General features: G+C 34.2%; 13 protein-coding genes. 7 read left to right on the top strand and 6 right to left on the bottom strand.

Annotated features, from left to right (window positions below):
- The first annotated feature begins 21 nt into the window (after window positions 1-21).
- The 5 genes from IGB25_RS03895 to IGB25_RS03880 all read left to right on the top strand — a co-directional run bounded on the left by IGB25_RS03895 (window position 22) and on the right by IGB25_RS03880 (window position 8,703).
- Window positions 22-2,952, top strand: coding sequence for a SusC/RagA family TonB-linked outer membrane protein (locus IGB25_RS03895; RefSeq protein ID WP_211066247.1), 2,931 nt, complete (start codon window positions 22-24; stop codon window positions 2,950-2,952).
- Window positions 2,953-3,013: 61 nt separating this feature from the next.
- The gene (locus IGB25_RS03890; protein ID WP_211066246.1) at window positions 3,014-4,627 is read left to right on the top strand and encodes a RagB/SusD family nutrient uptake outer membrane protein; all 1,614 of its coding nucleotides are present in this window, start codon (window positions 3,014-3,016) and stop codon (window positions 4,625-4,627) included.
- Window positions 4,628-4,646: 19 nt separating this feature from the next.
- Window positions 4,647-5,834, top strand: a complete 1,188-nt coding sequence (locus IGB25_RS03885; protein WP_211066245.1) for a SusF/SusE family outer membrane protein — start codon at window positions 4,647-4,649, stop codon at window positions 5,832-5,834.
- Window positions 5,835-5,891: 57 nt separating this feature from the next.
- Window positions 5,892-6,353, top strand: coding sequence for a hypothetical protein (locus IGB25_RS14665; RefSeq protein WP_247653603.1), 462 nt, complete (start codon window positions 5,892-5,894; stop codon window positions 6,351-6,353).
- Complete coding sequence (locus IGB25_RS03880; RefSeq protein ID WP_247653602.1) at window positions 6,319-8,703, top strand: alpha-amylase family glycosyl hydrolase; 2,385 nt, start codon at window positions 6,319-6,321, stop codon at window positions 8,701-8,703. The genes IGB25_RS14665 and IGB25_RS03880 overlap by 35 nt, the downstream gene beginning before the upstream one ends.
- A gap of 78 nt (window positions 8,704-8,781) precedes the next feature.
- Here the strand turns inward: IGB25_RS03880 and bcp are convergent, their stop codons facing one another.
- Window positions 8,782-9,231 (bottom strand): thioredoxin-dependent thiol peroxidase, encoded by a 450-nt coding sequence (gene bcp / locus IGB25_RS03875; protein ID WP_211066244.1) that lies wholly within the window; start codon window positions 9,229-9,231, stop codon window positions 8,782-8,784.
- A 28-nt stretch (window positions 9,232-9,259) separates the two neighbouring features.
- Between bcp and nth the strand changes: the two genes are divergently transcribed.
- The gene (nth, locus tag IGB25_RS03870) at window positions 9,260-9,922 is read left to right on the top strand and encodes an endonuclease III (RefSeq protein WP_211066243.1); all 663 of its coding nucleotides are present in this window, start codon (window positions 9,260-9,262) and stop codon (window positions 9,920-9,922) included.
- 246 nt (window positions 9,923-10,168) lie between these two features.
- Here nth and IGB25_RS03865 read toward each other — a convergent pair whose 3' ends face one another.
- Window positions 10,169-10,759, bottom strand: coding sequence for an RNA polymerase sigma factor (locus tag IGB25_RS03865; protein WP_211066242.1), 591 nt, complete (start codon window positions 10,757-10,759; stop codon window positions 10,169-10,171).
- Between the two features lie 211 nt (window positions 10,760-10,970).
- Here IGB25_RS03865 and uvrA point away from each other — a divergent pair, with 211 nt between their 5' ends.
- A complete protein-coding gene (uvrA, locus tag IGB25_RS03860) occupies window positions 10,971-13,763 on the top strand; it encodes an excinuclease ABC subunit UvrA (protein ID WP_211066241.1) in 2,793 nt (930 codons plus the stop codon).
- Window positions 13,764-13,916: 153 nt separating this feature from the next.
- On the opposite strand, the gene IGB25_RS03855 is transcribed toward uvrA, so the two are convergent.
- The 4 genes from IGB25_RS03855 to IGB25_RS03840 all read right to left on the bottom strand — a co-directional run bounded on the left by IGB25_RS03855 (window position 13,917) and on the right by IGB25_RS03840 (window position 16,758).
- On the bottom strand, window positions 13,917-14,342 hold the full coding sequence (locus IGB25_RS03855) for a hotdog fold thioesterase (RefSeq protein ID WP_247653601.1): 426 nt from the start codon (window positions 14,340-14,342) through the stop codon (window positions 13,917-13,919).
- A 113-nt stretch (window positions 14,343-14,455) separates the two neighbouring features.
- Window positions 14,456-14,617, bottom strand: coding sequence for a hypothetical protein (locus IGB25_RS15430; protein ID WP_371815974.1), 162 nt, complete (start codon window positions 14,615-14,617; stop codon window positions 14,456-14,458).
- 146 nt (window positions 14,618-14,763) lie between these two features.
- Window positions 14,764-15,846, bottom strand: a complete 1,083-nt coding sequence (locus IGB25_RS03845) for a DNA cytosine methyltransferase (RefSeq protein ID WP_211066239.1) — start codon at window positions 15,844-15,846, stop codon at window positions 14,764-14,766.
- Window positions 15,847-16,035: 189 nt separating this feature from the next.
- Complete coding sequence (locus IGB25_RS03840) at window positions 16,036-16,758, bottom strand: Fic family protein (RefSeq protein ID WP_211066238.1); 723 nt, start codon at window positions 16,756-16,758, stop codon at window positions 16,036-16,038.
- Window positions 16,759-17,025 lie beyond the last annotated feature (267 nt).

Below are 17,025 nucleotides of genomic sequence, written 5' to 3'. Positions count from 1 at the left end.
CTTAACACAAATCACTCATTTATGAACACATTCAAATATTTATGTCTGTTCTTGTTTTTGCCACTAGGTATTTTAGCCCAAAACACCCTTAGTGGAACTGTGGTAGATGATCAAAATATGCCCGTTCCTGGGGTCAACATTTTGATAGAAAACACTCAACGTGGGACAACGACAGATTTTGACGGTAATTACACCATCGAAATTAACAATGGTGAAGTATTAGTATTTTCTTATTTAGGATTTAAAACCCAAAAAATAAGTTATACTGGGCAATCTGAAATTAATGTTGAACTCGAACCTGACCTATCTCAATTAGAAGAAATCGTTTTAATTGGTTATGGTACCAGTACCAAAAAAGATTTAACAGGATCGGTAACAGCAATTTCTCAAAAGGATTTTACAAAAGGTAATATTATTACGCCAGAAAACTTAATCAGCGGTCGTCTTGCTGGTGTTACCGTAAAAACAAGTGGTGCACCAGGTTCGGGATCTGAAATCAGAATTCGTGGTGGTGGTTCTCTTAATGCCAACAATCAGCCCTTGATTGTGGTTGACGGCTTACCTTTGAGCAATGACAACGTTGGTGGTGGTCGATCTATTTTATCATCTATTAATCCAAATGACATTGAATCTTTTTCAATCTTGAAAGACGCCGCTGCAACAGCTATTTATGGTAATCGTGCATCTGCGGGTGTTATTATCATTAAAACTAAAAAAGGCTCTAAAGATTTTCAAGTTGATTTTAATTATACTGCAGGTGTTTATAGCCTAAACGATCAAATTGATGTTTTTTCTGCTGAAGACTTTAGACAAATCATCGCTCAAGAAAGACCCGATGATGTCGGTAAACTTGGCAATGCCAACACCAATTGGCAAGATGAGATTTATCGTGTAGCCAACTCTTTTGACCACAACTTATCAGTCAGAGGTCAATTGTTTGATAAAATACCTGTACGTTTATCTCTCGGTCATTTAGATCAACAAGGGATAAGATTAACCAGTGAGTTTAAACGTTCTTCAGTTTCAACCTCTATTAACCCAACTTTTTTTGATGATCATTTAAGAGTTAACATTAATGCTAACTATACACGTGAAAGCAATAGATTTGCTAATGGTGTAGAAGGTGATGCCATCAGATTTGACCCGACACAACCTGTGAGAGATCCTAACTCCCCTTTTGGTGGTTTTTTTGAATATTACGATCCAAATAACAATAACGAACCTATCTTGGGATCAAGAAACCCAGTGGCAAGTTTATTACAACGCCGAGACGAATCTGATGTAGATCGTTTTTATGGTAACTTAAATTTAGATTATAGGCTTCACTTTTTACCACAAGTAAGAGCGGTTTTCAATTTAGGTTTAGACGACTCCAGCGGTAGTGGTTCTAATGAGTTGTCAAGAGAAAGCATAAACGGAGCTCGATATGGAGATGGTACATTTAATGGAAGTTATTCAGAATTTACCAGTGATATTAAAAACACTTTATTTGATGCGTATTTAAATTATGATGATGATATTACTGAAGATATCAGTTTAAGAGGTACGGTTGGATATTCATACCAAGAGTTTACTAATAAGAGCTTTTCTACAGGCGAAACCCGTGAAGAAGCACAAATTGACGACTCTGACGTTAACACATTACCAGATATTGTATTGATAGGTTACATAGGTCGTGCTTTTGTGAGCTTTAAAGATAAATATATCGCTTCTTACTCCATAAGACGCGACGGATCTTCAAGATTTGCTAAAGGCAACAAATGGGGAACATTCCAGTCGGTTGCTTTTTCTTGGAATATATCAGATGAAAAATTCTTAGAAGATTCAAAGGTAGTTTCCAATTTAAAACTTAGAGCCAGTTATGGTGAAACTGGTCAACAAGAGATTGGACCTCGTATTATTGGTATAGAAAGTTTTGCAACTTCACAACCCACTGCACAAGTCATTTTTGGTGGAGCTCCATTAACAGCAGGATTCCCTATTGCGAGAAATGAAGGTTTGACCTGGGAAACAGCCAAAACATACAATATTGGTATAGACTATGGTTTCTTTAACGATAGAATTACCGGGACTTTAGACGTTTATACAAGAGACACTGAAGATTTATTTGTAACCGCTCCAGTTCCAGAAGGCTCTAACTTTACAAACACCATAGAACAAAATTCAGGAACTTTAAATACCGAAGGTATTGAATTTGGAATCAATGCTCAAATTTTTGATGCTCAAGGAGATTCGGACAAATTTGATTGGAATGTCAATTATAATGTTACTTTTCTCAATCAAGAATTAGACGAATTGGCCAATGATTCTGATATTCCTGTTGGAGATATTGGTGGCGGTACTGGTGGTTTTATTCAGTCGCACAGTGTTGGTCATGCCCCAAATTCGTTTTGGGTATATAACCAAATTTATGACGACAATGGCAAACCAATTGAAGGGGCTTATGCCGATTTGAATGGGGATAATATTATCAATGACGACGATAGATATTTGTTTAGAGATCCTGATCCAGATGTAACAATGGGTTTCCAATCTACAATGAATTATAAAAACTTTGACCTCTCATTCAATATGAGAGCCAGTATTGGTAACTATGTGTATAACAATGTCAATTCAGCTAGAGCACAATTTAGATTTTTACAAAATGATGCGGTCTTAGGAAACATCCCTACTCAAGTTTTAGAGACAGGTTTTCAAAACACATCTGATGTGATTCGCTCTGATATTTATATAGAAAACGCTTCTTTTTTAAGAATGGACAACTTTCAAATTGGATACACCTTTCAAGATGTTGTCCAGAAAAATACAACCTTAAGATTTTGGGCAGGTATGAATAACGTGTTTGTGATTACAGATTATTCTGGTTTAGACCCAGAAGTATTTGGTGGAATTGATAACACTATCTTTCCAAGACCACAAACCTTTTTACTCGGTGCTAATTTCAAATTTTAAGATATGTTTTATAAACTTAACACTTTGAAAACCTTATATTTATAATCAAAATATGATGACAATGAAAATAATAAAAAAATTAAACCTAATCTATCTATTTGCGGGACTGCTGTTTATAGTTTCTTCTTGCGAAGACGATTTGAATACCGTTCCATTAGATGATGATGCCTCAACGGCTGAAGACTTTTTCAACCAAGATAATGCCTATAAAAAATTGCTTGCTGGCGTTTATGGCAATTTAAACCTCACCAGTGCTGATGGTGCTTTTGGTTCAAATATTGGCGGTTTAGACCCTGGTACAAGTCAATACGGAAGAGCTTTGATGAACCTTCAAACCTTTACTACTGACGAAGCCATTTGGTCTTTCGAAAATGACCCTGGTATTGCGGAACTTCAACGCACAACTTGGACACCCGCTAATGTGATTATTCGTGGAGCCTTTGGTCGAATTATGGGTAGTGTAGCATTTGCCAATGAATTTTTGAGACAATCTACAGATGCAAAGTTAGATGAACGTGGAGTTTCTGGTGCTGAAAGAGAAGAAATTCCAACTTTTAAAGCTGAAGCCCGTTTGCTGAGGGCTCTATCTTATTACCATATGTTAGACTTGTTTGGAAAAGCTCCGTTTGTTACCGAAGAAACGCCTGTAGGTGTTTTTAGAAGTAACGAAATTACCGGTGTTGAACTATTCAACTATATAGAATCTGAACTTTTAGAAGTTATACCAGATTTGAAAGATGCAAGAACCAATGAATATGCCAGAGCCGATAAAGCTGTGGCTTGGATGATACTATCTAAACTTTATCTCAATGCTGAAGTGTATATTGGAGAAAACCGTTATGCCGATGCTTTAGAATATTCTCAAAAAATCATTGATGCAGGCTATAGCTTAACACCAGATTATCGAGACGTATTTAGAGCTGATAATGATGTTAATGGTGCTCAAAATGAAATTATTTTTCCAGTTCCAGCAGATGGAAGTTTTTCTCAGTCTTTTGGACCAACAACAGTAATGACCAACGGTGCTGTAGGTAGTATTGAACAAAATGGTGCTAATCTTGGTGTCATTGAAGGTGGTTGGGGTGGAGCCATTCGTTTAACCCCTCAGTTTGTTAGTCTATTTGAAAGTTCAACATTCAATAATGATGCTAGAAATACTATAATTTCAGAAGATAGACCTATCAATATTTCTGATGTTTCTAATCGTGATCAAGGTTATATCTTAGAAAAATATACAGATATAAGATCAGATGGAACACAAGATAACGACCTGACATTTTCCTCTGTTGATTTTCCTATGTTTAGATTAGCTGATGTCTATTTGATGTATGCCGAAGCACATTTAAGAGGTGGCGGAGGAACAAGAGCTCAGGCTGTAGAATACATCAATTTAATAAGAACACGTGCAAATAATGGTAGCACGTCCTCAAATATTTCTGATGCAGATTTAACTTTAGATTTTATTATTGATGAAAGAGCTAGAGAACTTTATTGGGAATCTCACAGAAGACAAGATTTAAGACGTTTCGGTTTATTTACAGGAGCATCTTATGTCTGGACACTCAAAGGCAATTCACTAAGCGGAATCCCAATAGCTGATTTTAGAGGTTTATTTCCCATACCAAGTGAAAGTATGTCTGCTAATCCAAATTTAACACAAAACCCAGGTTACTAATATTTTAAAACTCAAAACAATGAAAAATAAATTTTTAATCTTAACAATAATTTGCTTAGGTCTTTTTGGACTGAAGTCGTGCACAGATGATGACAACTTTAGATTTCAAACACCAGCAGAAGTAGAACAGCTAACAATCACAAACAGTGTTTTAAGTGAATATGTTTTATCAACTGAAACATTTAGTAATATAGCAGAAAGATTTACATGGGTAAGTCCCGACTTTGGTGTACAATCTAATATTTCTTATTCTTTAGAAATGTCACCTGATGGCTCTTTTGATAATCCTATTGAAGTTGCAAACACAGCAGATACTCAAGTTACCCTTACAGTTGAACAGCTTTGGAATTTAGCACCTGAAATTGGTGTCGATGGGATTCCATCAACAAGTTTAACCGATGAAAATGGCGATCCTATATTAGACGAAAACGGTGACCCAATTCCAAACGACAGAGGTGAAATGTTTTTTAGAGTTGTAGCTGATTTAGGAACAAATGCAAATGGAAACTCGCCAGAGTCAATATCAGAAACTCAAGTTTTGTTTGTGAGACTTATAGAAGTTGAATTTATTCCACCAAGAGATTTATTTTTAGTTGGTAATGCAACAGTCGCTGATTGGAATAACAATAACAATAACACTCCATTAGTCAGAGATCCTGACAATAGTGATTTATACACATTTACAGGTAAGTTTTTAGGAACACCAAATCAATTTAAACTCTTAGAGCAAAGAGGTTTATGGCAACCACAATGGGGTTTAAGCGGAGGAGCATTGGCTAGTTCTGAAGATTTAGGTCAAGACCCTGATCCATTTGACATTCCTGGTGGCGATGGCTATTATAGTATCACTGTTGATATAGAAAACGCTACATTTGACATTCAACCTTTTGATGAAACTGGGGCTACAACATACACTAATATCGGTATAATTGGTAGTGCCACGCCAAACGGTTGGGATGCTGATACAGCTATGACTCAATCAACTTTTGACCCACATTTATGGTATCTTACTGGCGTTGAATTAATTGACGGTGAAGCCAAATTCAGAGCAGATAATGATTGGGCTGTCAATTGGGGAGCCGATACAGAGTTCACAGGTTTTGCTTCTCAAGATGGACCTAATATACCTGTAATGGGCGGAACTTATGATGTATGGTTTAATGACCTGACTGAAACTTATGTCTTTGTCTGGATACCACAAGAATAACATCTTATTAATAAAAAGGGCTTTTGATTTCAATTGCCCTTTTTTTTAACTTTTATTATGAAAAAAATATTATTCAATTTATTTTTATTTTCGTTTGTTGTTTTTGGGCAAGCTCAAGTTCAGCAAGGAACATTTACTGTATCGCCTCCAACATTCGAAGAAGATGAACAAATCACCATCACAGTTTCAGGTATAGATCCTTCAATTTGGGGCGTTACCGACGTTTATCTTTGGGCTTGGTATCTCAATCCTGATGGCACATTTGGTGGTGATTCTCCAACTAATGGTTCTTGGACAAATTCTAACGAATCCCAAAAAATGACAGACAATGGTGATGGCACTTTTTCCTTTACCATGACACCTACCAATTTTTATAATGCAACTAATATCGGAACACTCGGTATGCTGGTTAAAGCAAAAAACGGAACGGGAGACAAAAAAACCCAAGACCATTTGGTACCCCGTTGGGAGTTTTCAATTGTTTTTGGACAGCAGTCTCGAAGGTGTCAATATTGTTGATCAAGGCAATACTCTTTCTATTTCAGCTACAACAAGTTTAGTCGCTAATTTTGAATTGTTTGCTAATGGAACTTCTATAGACACGCAAAATAACACAACAACCTATAATTTTAATTACACTGTTAATAATGACGCTACATTTGAACTGGTTGCCACAGAACCTATCAGTAGTGAAGTTCAAACTGCTGAATTTAATGTCATAACTACACCTGTTGTGAATAATGCCCCAGTTCCAGCTGGAATGCAAGACGGTATAAATTATGATGTAAATAATCCTGACGAAATAACTTTAGTGCTTTTTGCACCAAACAAGAGTTTTGTTCACGTCATTGGTAATTTTAATGGCAACGATTGGAATCTCAACAATACCTATTTGATGAATCGAGATCCATCTAATGATAGATTTTGGATAACTATTACTGGATTGAATAATCAACCTACTAATGATTTTCTGTATCAATACGTCATCGATGCCGAAATTAAGGTTGCCGATCCTTATTCTGAATTGGTATTAGATTCGTTTAATGATCCATTTATTGATAATTCAGTATTTCCAAACATACCTGCATATCCTGATGGAAAAACCAGCGAAATGGTCACTTGGGTAAGATTAAACCAACCTGAATACCAATGGCAAGTCCCAAACTTTCAGCGTCCAAATCAAGACGAATTAGTGGTTTATGAATTATTGATCAGAGATTTTGACGCAGCTCACACCTTTGATGCCGTGGTCAATAAACTTGATTATTTAGAAAATTTAGGAGTTAATGCAATAGAATTGATGCCAGTTAGCGAGTTTGACGGTAATATCAGTTGGGGATATAATCCTGCGTTTCATGGTGCTTTAGACAAATATTATGGTACGCCAGAAGATTTTAAAACCTTTGTAGATGAATGCCATTTAAGAGGCATAGCTGTGATAATTGATGTGGTTTACAACCATGCTACGGGTCAAAATCCTTACTATAGAATGTGGAATGATTGCAATGGTTGCACAGGAGGTCAAGCTACAAGTGAAAATCCGTTTTTCAATGTCAATGATCCCAATACAACTTTTTCATTTTTTAATGATATTGATCACGAATCACCAGCAACCGAAGACTATCTTGATCATTTGAATTTGTATTGGTTAGAAGAATACAATGTAGATGGTTTTAGATATGATTTCACTAAAGGCTTTACCAATGTAGTTGGTGATGGTGGTGGTTTTGATAGTTCAAGGATAAACAACCTAAATAGAATGTATGATGTTGTGAGAGCAGCAGATCCAACAGCTTATTTGATTTTAGAGCATTTTGCACCAAACAGTGAAGAAACACAGTTAATCAACCACAAATTGACTACAGATCCTAACGAGCCAGGAATGCAAGTTTGGGCAAACTTTAACTACAACTATAACCAAGCAACTATGGGCTTTGATAACACAGATTTTTCTTTTATCAAATACCAAAACCGAGGTTGGTCAACGCCATCTAATATGAGCTATATGGAAAGCCATGACGAAGAACGATTGATGTTTAAAAACCTTGAATTTGGAAATAGTTCAGGATCTTATGACATCCAAAACTTAAACACAGCACTTGAACGTATGGAAATTGCTGGTGCCTTCTTCTTCCCTATTCCCGGACCGAAAATGATTTGGCAGTTTGGTGAATTAGGTTACGATTTTAGTATCGATCAATGCCAAAACGGAACTATTAATGGCAGCTGTAGAACTGATCCTAAACCAATACCATGGAGTTTAGGATATGATACTAACCCAAACAGAACTCAGGTTTATGATACTTGGAGTAAATTAATTCAACTCAAACTTCAAGAACCAATTTTTGAAACCCAAAACTTCACATTAGAAGTTGCTGATGATATAGAAAAGAAAATTTTCTTAGTCGATGACAATGCTGGTCCAAATGATCTGGAGTTTGTAATCATAGTTGGGAATTTTGGAGTTAATACCATAACAACCCAACCGTTCTTTCAAGAAACTGGCACTTGGTATAATTTGATGACCGAAACAACTTTGCCAGTCAATGATACCAATATGTCTATTACTCTTGCTCCAGGCGAATTTAAGATTTACGGCAATGAATTAGTAACTCTATCAAATGAAGATTTTAGTTCTTTCAAAAATGATATTGTCATATATCCAAATCCTTCATCAAGTTATTTTTCTCTGAATAAATCTGTTGAAAATATTGTGATATATAATGTTACAGGTCAAGTTGTAAAACAATTTGAAGGTGATTTTGATACCAATCACCGATTTGATATTGAAGATTTGAATAGTGGCTTGTATTTTGTAAAAGCCCAATCTCAAGATAAAACTTTGTCTGTTAAACTTTTAAAAGATTAATAGGGATTGATTTTGTTCTCAGTTAGCAAAAAGGCGACTTCAACAAGTCGCCTTTTTTTTTTAGAACAAATCATCAGATTATAAAATCTGTTCAGCGTGAGCTTTGGTATTGACTTTTGAAATGACTTCTTCAATCTTTCCTTCTTCATCAATAATAAAAGTTGTTCGGTGAATACCTTCGTATTCTTTACCCATAAACTTTTTTGGTCCCCAAACGCCAAAGTCCTCTATCACAGATTTATCTTCATCAGCAAGTAAAGGAAATGGCAAATCGTATTTTGCTTTAAAATTTTGTTGACGTTTTGGTGAATCTGCACTGACACCAAGAATTTCATAACCTTTTGCTTGAAAAGAATTCCAGTTGTCACGAAGATTACAAGCTTCTGCTGTGCAACCTGGTGTGCTGGCTTTAGGATAAAAGAAGACCACCAGTTTTTTACCCTTGTAGTCTTCTAATTTATGAACATTGCCATCTTGGTCTTTTGCTGAAAAATTCGGGGCGTTATCGCCGGCTTTTAAAGTTGTCATAATGTATTTTTGTTTAAAATTACAGAAAATGAAGAAGTCTGAGAAAGTAAATTTCGTTATAAATACGTTAAATGAAATTTATCCACAAATTTCTATCCCTTTAGACCATAAAGATCCATATACATTACTGATTGCTGTTTTATTATCTGCACAAAGCACTGACGTTAAGGTTAATCAAATTACACCATTGCTTTTTGAAGAGGCTGACAATCCTTATGATATGGTTAAATTGAGTATCGACCAAATCAGAGAAATCATCAAACCTGTTGGCTTATCACCAATGAAATCTAAAGGCATTCACGGCTTATCAGAAATACTCATCGAAAAACACAATGGTCAAGTGCCACAAAGTTTTGAAGCTTTAGAAGCATTGCCTGCCGTTGGGCACAAAACCGCAAGCGTAGTCATGTCTCAAGCTTTTGGTGTGCCAGCGTTTCCTGTTGATACGCATATCCACCGACTGATGTATCGCTGGAATTTGTCGTCAGGCAAAAATGTAAAACAAACCGAAAAAGATGCCAAAAGATTGTTTCCAAAAGCTTTATGGAACAAGCTTCATCTTCAAATCATCTGGTATGGCAGAGAATATAGCCCAGCTCGAGGTTGGGATTTAGATAAAGATATTATTACCAGAACCATTGGCAGACCATCTGTAATAAAAGCCTACCGCAAAAAAAGCACCCGAAAGTAAAACGGGTGCTAAAAATGAAACTAACAAATAAAGACTAATTCTGAATACTTTCAAATTGAAGATTGTTATGATTGGTAATCTTCAAGGCTTTTGAATAGTTAAGAAGGAAATCTATGCATTCCTTCGTAGGTTCAACATTTTCCACCTTTTTTTGCGGTGATGGATTTAAGTAAAGGTTTGTCATGTAAACTTTTTTTATTTAAATAACAAACGCTGTGCAAATTATTTTATTGCTTTTATTTTCAGTTATTTTTCAGTTAAAATGATATTTCTTTCCTCAATAATTTTTCTTAAATTAATCAAGGCATAACGCATACGACCTAAAGCGGTATTGATACTGACATCTGTTTTGTAAGCTATTTCTTTAAAGCTATATTCGTTGTAAATACGCATTTCTAAAACTTCTCTTTGGTCATCAGGAAGTTCTTTCAATAAAGATTTAACATCGTTTTCAATTTGATCTTTAATTAAATTTGACTCCACATTCAAATCTTCATCTTTAATGACAGAAAAAATATCAAAATCAGTTTTGGTATCAAATTTTGGCATCCGATTGCTCTTCCTGAAATGGTCAATCACCAAATTGTGTGCTATACGCATAACCCAAGGTAAAAACTTACCTTCTTCGTTATACTTACCGCGTTTTAGCGTATTGATCACTTTTATAAACGTGTCTTGAAAAACATCTTCGGCTAAATTTCTATCTTGGATTTTAGATATAATAAATCCAAAAATTTTATGTTTATGTCTATTGATAAGCTGACATAACGAATGTTCGTTACCGTCTAAGTAACTTCTGATTAATTCTGCTTCAGAAATGGTGTGTTGTTGTTTCATAACATTACTCTGTTTCCCATTATATGGGGCTTGATTTATAAAGTCTTAAATAGAAAAAGTAATGCTATGCTATAGGCAATTATATTTGTTTGAACGCCAAATATATAATTTTATTTAAAACACCAAAATTTTAATTTATTATTTAACATTTAACAATTAGCTTTATCTAAAGCTAAATCGGTCATTCTATATTTGTATTTTTTTAGAAATTATGACAAAAAATCCATCTCAACCAAATCCGTTACAAAACATCATCATCAAAGGTGCAAAAATGCACAACCTTAAAAATATTGATGTTGTTATACCTAGAAATAAACTCGTTGTCATTACAGGATTATCTGGTTCTGGAAAATCTAGTTTGGCTTTCGACACGCTATATGCCGAAGGTCAACGCCGATATGTAGAGAGTTTGTCGTCTTACGCCAGGCAATTTATGGGTAAGCTCAACAAACCTAAAGTTGATGATATTAAAGGTATTGCCCCTGCTATTGCTATCGAGCAAAAAGTCAACAGCACTAATCCACGCTCTACGGTTGGCACAACAACAGAAATTTATGATTATTTAAAATTACTTTACGCCAGAATTGGCAAAACCTACTCACCTATTTCAGGCAAAATCGTCAAAAAAGATCGCGTTGCAGATGTTATTGATATGGTTAAAAGCCTTGAAGAAAAAACAAAACTCCTTCTACTCGCTCCTGTTCAAATTGACAAAAAACGTAAAATCAAAGATCATCTCGAAGTTTTGATCAAGCAAGGTTATAGCCGAATTATGTATAAAGGTAATGTGTTACGACTTGATGAAGCCCTCAACAAAAGAATTACTCGAAAAAACCTTTTCTTAGTTGTTGACCGTATCGTGGTTAAACATAATGAAGATTTTTACAATCGATTGGCAGATGCCGTTGAAAATGCTTTTTACGAAGGTCACGGTCATATCATTTTAAAAGACACTAAAACTGAAAAGGATTATAAATTCAGCAATGTCTTTGAGCGTGATGGCATGAAATTTCTTGAACCTAATATTCACTTATTTAGTTTTAACAATCCTTATGGTGCTTGTCCTGAATGTGAAGGATATGGCGATGTGATTGGTTTAGATGAAAATTTGATTATCCCAAATACAGGATTGAGCGTTTATGAAAATGCCATTTATCCTTGGCGTGGCGATTCTTTAAGTTGGTATCGCAACCAATTGGTAAAAAACGCTCATCATTTTGATTTTCCTGTTCACAAACCCTATTATAAACTTTCGGATGAGCAAAAAGATTTGATTTGGGAAGGCAATGAATATTTTACAGGGCTTAATGCTTTTTTTAAAGAACTTGAAGCCAAATCATATAAAATTCAAAATCGGGTTTTATTGTCACGCTATCGAGGTAAAACCAAATGCAAAACTTGTAAAGGAAAACGCTTGAGACCTGAAGCCAATTATGTTAAAATTCAAAACAAAAGCATTTCAGAATTAGTAGATTTGTCGCTTGATAAGATTTTAGATTTTTTTAAACATTTAAACCTATCAGAACACGACCAAAAAATATCTAAACGGCTTTTAAAAGAAATCACCACAAGACTTCAATTTTTGATAGATGTCGGTTTGAGTTATTTAACACTCAATCGAAAATCAAATACCTTATCGGGTGGCGAATCTCAACGCATCAATTTAGCAACTTCACTTGGAAGCAGTTTGGTGGGTTCAATGTACATTTTAGACGAACCTTCCATCGGATTACATTCTCGAGATGGCGAACGCTTGATTGGGGTTTTAAAAAACCTGAGAGATCTCGGCAATACCGTGATTGTAGTCGAACACGATGAAGATATCATGAGAGAAGCCGATTTGATTATCGATATAGGTCCTGAAGCTGGTGTTCACGGTGGAGAAGTTGTGGCTTATGGTGATTTTAAAAGGGTTTGTAAATCCGAATCTTTAACAGGACAATATTTAAGTGGCAGACAAAAAATTGAAGTCCCAAAACAAAGGCGACAAATTAAAAAACAACTGCATATCAAAGGTGCACGTGATAATAATCTAAAAGATATAGACGTCAATATCCCGCTGAATATGTTGACTTTGATCACAGGTGTTTCAGGAAGTGGCAAAAGTACATTAGTCAAAAATATTTTATATCCAGCACTGTGCAAAGCATTGGGAATTTACGGCAAAAAAACAGGTCAATTTGATGCCTTAGAAGGCGACATCAAAAGTCTTGAACAAGTAGAATATATTGACCAAAACCCGATTGGTCGTTCATCACGCTCAAATCCTGTAACATACGCAAAAGCCTATGACGATATCCGATATTTGTTTGCTGAGCAAAAGTTGTCGAAACTCAGAAATTTTAAATCTAGACATTTCAGTTTTAATGTGGATGGTGGCCGTTGTGAAAAATGTCAAGGCGAAGGTGAAATCACCATTCAAATGCAATTTATGGTCGACGTGCATATTTTATGTGATGCTTGCCAAGGCAAACGCTTTAAGCCAGAAGTCATTGATGTAGAATTTGAAGGTAAAAACATCGATGATATTCTTAACCTTAGCATAGATGAAGCTATAAAGTTTTTTGGGCAACACAAAAAAGAAAGAATCGTTAGCAAACTCAAACCGCTTCAAGATGTAGGATTAGGCTACGTGGCTTTAGGCCAAAGTTCTTCTACGCTATCTGGCGGTGAAGCTCAACGGATCAAACTCGCTACCTTTCTCGGCAAAAGTCACAATACGCAAAACACCTTGTTTATTTTTGATGAACCCACAACAGGACTGCATTTTCACGATATCAAAAAACTGTTAAAATCCTTTGATGCCTTAATTGAAAAAGGACATTCTATTATTGTGATAGAACACCAACTGGACTTGATAAAATGTGCTGATCACATCATAGATCTCGGACTTGAAGGTGGAGAAAACGGTGGTTATCTCGTAGCTGAAGGAACACCAGAAGACCTTGTGAAATCTAAATCATCTTTAACCGCTAAATATTTGAAAAGCAAGTTAGAATCTTAATCTTCGACATCAGTATCAAAAACCAACTGATTTATGGAAATCACTCTACTTCTACTTTGCCAATCACTTTTATAACAACAACTGATTTTTAATCTATCAATAATTCTATAGATTTATGAGTTCAAGTCTAGCTAAATTAACTTTGATTTTTTGTTACTTTTTTTGGGGTGAAAAATTATACACGCCTTTTCCATCTGCAATAAGTTCGTCATTTTGAAAAGCTTTCATTTTGGTTACAAGTATTCTATTTCCAAATCTAACTATTTTACCTTCTACAATTATTGATGATGCTTCAGCACCTTTGAGGTAATCTATTCTTAAATCGATGGTTGCTAATTTGTCGTCAAAAGATTTAAAATGTGTTCCGCCGACAATTCCACCAACAGAATCCATTATTGTAGCAATAATTCCGCCGTGCCATCTGTTTCTTCTAAAATCTCCAACCACTTCATCTCTAAAAGGCACACTGACTCTGACAAATCCTTTTTCTATCAATAATAATTTTAGACCTAAAAATTTATGAATTGGGACATTTTGTTCAATAACTTGTTTAAAAAAATCAATGTTTTTATTTATCATTTGTTTATGTTTTAGTTTTATTAGTTGTTGACAAACCTAAATTTATACCATAGATTATCAGTGCTTTAAGTTTTTTTAGCATTTTTATTTTCATCCTATAAATATAAAAATTGCTATCGACATAAAATGCCAAAATTTTCGATTTTGCCTAAACTTCTGGTTTTAGATATAGACTCGAGTGATTTATTCTCATCAAGCCATTTAATTAACTTTCTTTGATCAGCTTTATCAAATTCATTTGCAAACATTCTTCTTGAGTCCTTTGTATCTTTAATATTTTCGGCATCTATGCTTTATCGTTATTTAGACTTGAACATCTGCTTTATGACCTGATAAAACAATAGCTTTTACGTATTCTATTTCTTTAAGTTCATAGTGCATTAAAGATAACCACAGTTGAGCCTCATTATCACTCTTCCAATTATTGAATTTCTGGACTATGTCTTTTTCGTTCCTGAATCCATTTTTTGCTGTCTGTGAGCCTAATTCTTGATTTTCTGTCATTTTTATTAATAGTTTTTACTATTTCTTTGATAATATGTTGAAGCGTGTTGATTGATACACTATTGCCAAATTGTTTATAAGCTTCTGTTGAATTTTTGGGTAATTTGAAATTTTCAGGAAAGCCTTGAATTCTTGCACATTCTCTTGGAGATAGTTTTCTAATTACATTTTTTACTTTGTAGAGACCTGTTTTAGAACCTACGCCACCTCCATACGCAGAAAGAGTTATTGCGTGACCAATTGGATGATATATTCTTTCGCCTTGACCACCTTTATTAACTTTGCCAATTTGGATGGGCTTATTCGGTATTTCAAGTTCACCAAAAATATTTTTAGTAGGTTTAAAATCTTTGTATATATCAATGTCATCTCTTTCGATAACCATAGCATCGACAGGATTATCATCCATGATTTCTTCTAATGATGATACTAAATTTGGATCAGGAAAGGAAAAATCAATAAATTCAAATTCATTTTTATTGAAACCTATAATATAAACTCTTTCTCGATTTTGAGGAAGTCCAAATTTGCTTGTGTTTAAAACTTTGTAAAACACTTCATAATTAAGATTTTTTAAGGTGTTTAAAACAGTTTTTAAGGTGTTAGCGTTATCGTGTCTAACAAAGTTTTTAACATTTTCAAGAAACAAAATCTTTGGTTTGTGAAAATCTACAATACGAGCTATATCAAAGAATAAAGTTCCTCGTGTATCTTCAAAGCCTTTTTGTTTTCCAGAAATTGAAAATGCTTGACAAGGAAAACCAGCACACAATATATCGTGTCTGGGTATTTCATTTTCTTTAATTTTCGTTATATCTCCATTTGGCTTTAAACCGTGATTGATTTCATATATTTCAGAAGCTTTACTATCAATTTCCGATGCAAAAACACAATTAGCTCCAAATGATTTTAAAGCATAGTGAAAACCACCAATGCCCGCGAAAAGATCAATAAAATTGTAGTTTTTTAATTCTTTATTTTGATGATTAACTTCTATCATTTATACAATTTTTCAAATTTACTCATTTTTCGTTAGCCGAGAGATTATGTATATACCATAGTGAGCAATTTTAGGTCTGTCAATTTCGCCTCTCAAATATAAAAGTTGTAAGCTAAAAAACGCAGCAAAATTTTCGGTTTTGCCAAACTTCCCACATTACTGATAGCCTCGTGTTTACATGTAGGTTTTTTATTTTTCGATTTCAAAATATTTCATTAATTCCATATAATTATCTTGTGCTGATAGACAGGTATCAACCAAATAGCCTTTTATTTTTGGGTATTCAGTCAAACCTCTGTAATAGAGAAACTTAAATTCATCCTCAATAATAAATGGGACAATGTTATTTTTTAAACATTCTTTAAACATTATTAGTCTTCCAACTCTTCCATTTCCGTCTTGAAATGGGTGAATTGCCTCAAATTCATAATGAAAATCAATAATATCATAAATTTCAATATCATTCTTTTTATTATAAGTTTTCAACAACTCATCAATGTGTTTTTCTACCTCATTGGGTTTGGATGTTTCAATTCCTCCAACAACATTAGGCTTTGACTTATATGCCCCAACTCTAAACCATTCTTTTTTAGCATCAGAAGTGTTTAATTTTAAGATTTTATGAAATTTTTTTATGTGTTTTTCTGATAGAGGTTCGTTTGCTATTTCTAACATATAATCAAAACAGTGAAAATGATTCACTGTTTCAATAATATCGTCAATGTTTGCAGTATTTGTTCCCTTTTCAGTAAAAAAGGTATTGGTTTCGTATATGTATCTTGTTTGTTCTTCAGATAATTTACTGCCTTCAATTCTGTTGGTATTGTAAGTTAACTTTATTTGAGTTTTATGATAAATTCCACCTTTTAGATCGCTCGATTTTTCTTCTTGTAATGTTTCTAAAAGTTTCATTATTGTAGATAAATTTAAATAACAAAGATACTTTTTTCTTTTTAAAGCTTTTCGGTTTTATGCTTTTAAATTCTCACTAACGTAAAATTACATCTCTGTAAATCAATTGTTTATATTTTATTCCAATTTACTCATTTTACCTTAGCCGAGAGATTGTGTATATACATAAATCAGCCATTTTAGGGTAGTTAATTTCGCTTCTCAAATATAAAAATTGCGAGCTTAAAAACGCACCCAAATTTTTGATTTAGCTCTAAAACTCGCATT

Origin of the sequence: Flavobacterium sp. CS20 (genome assembly GCF_018080005.1) — a bacterium.
Classification (GTDB): Bacteria; Bacteroidota; Bacteroidia; order Flavobacteriales; family Flavobacteriaceae; genus Psychroflexus.
This window is presented reverse-complemented; position numbering and strand designations above follow the sequence as displayed.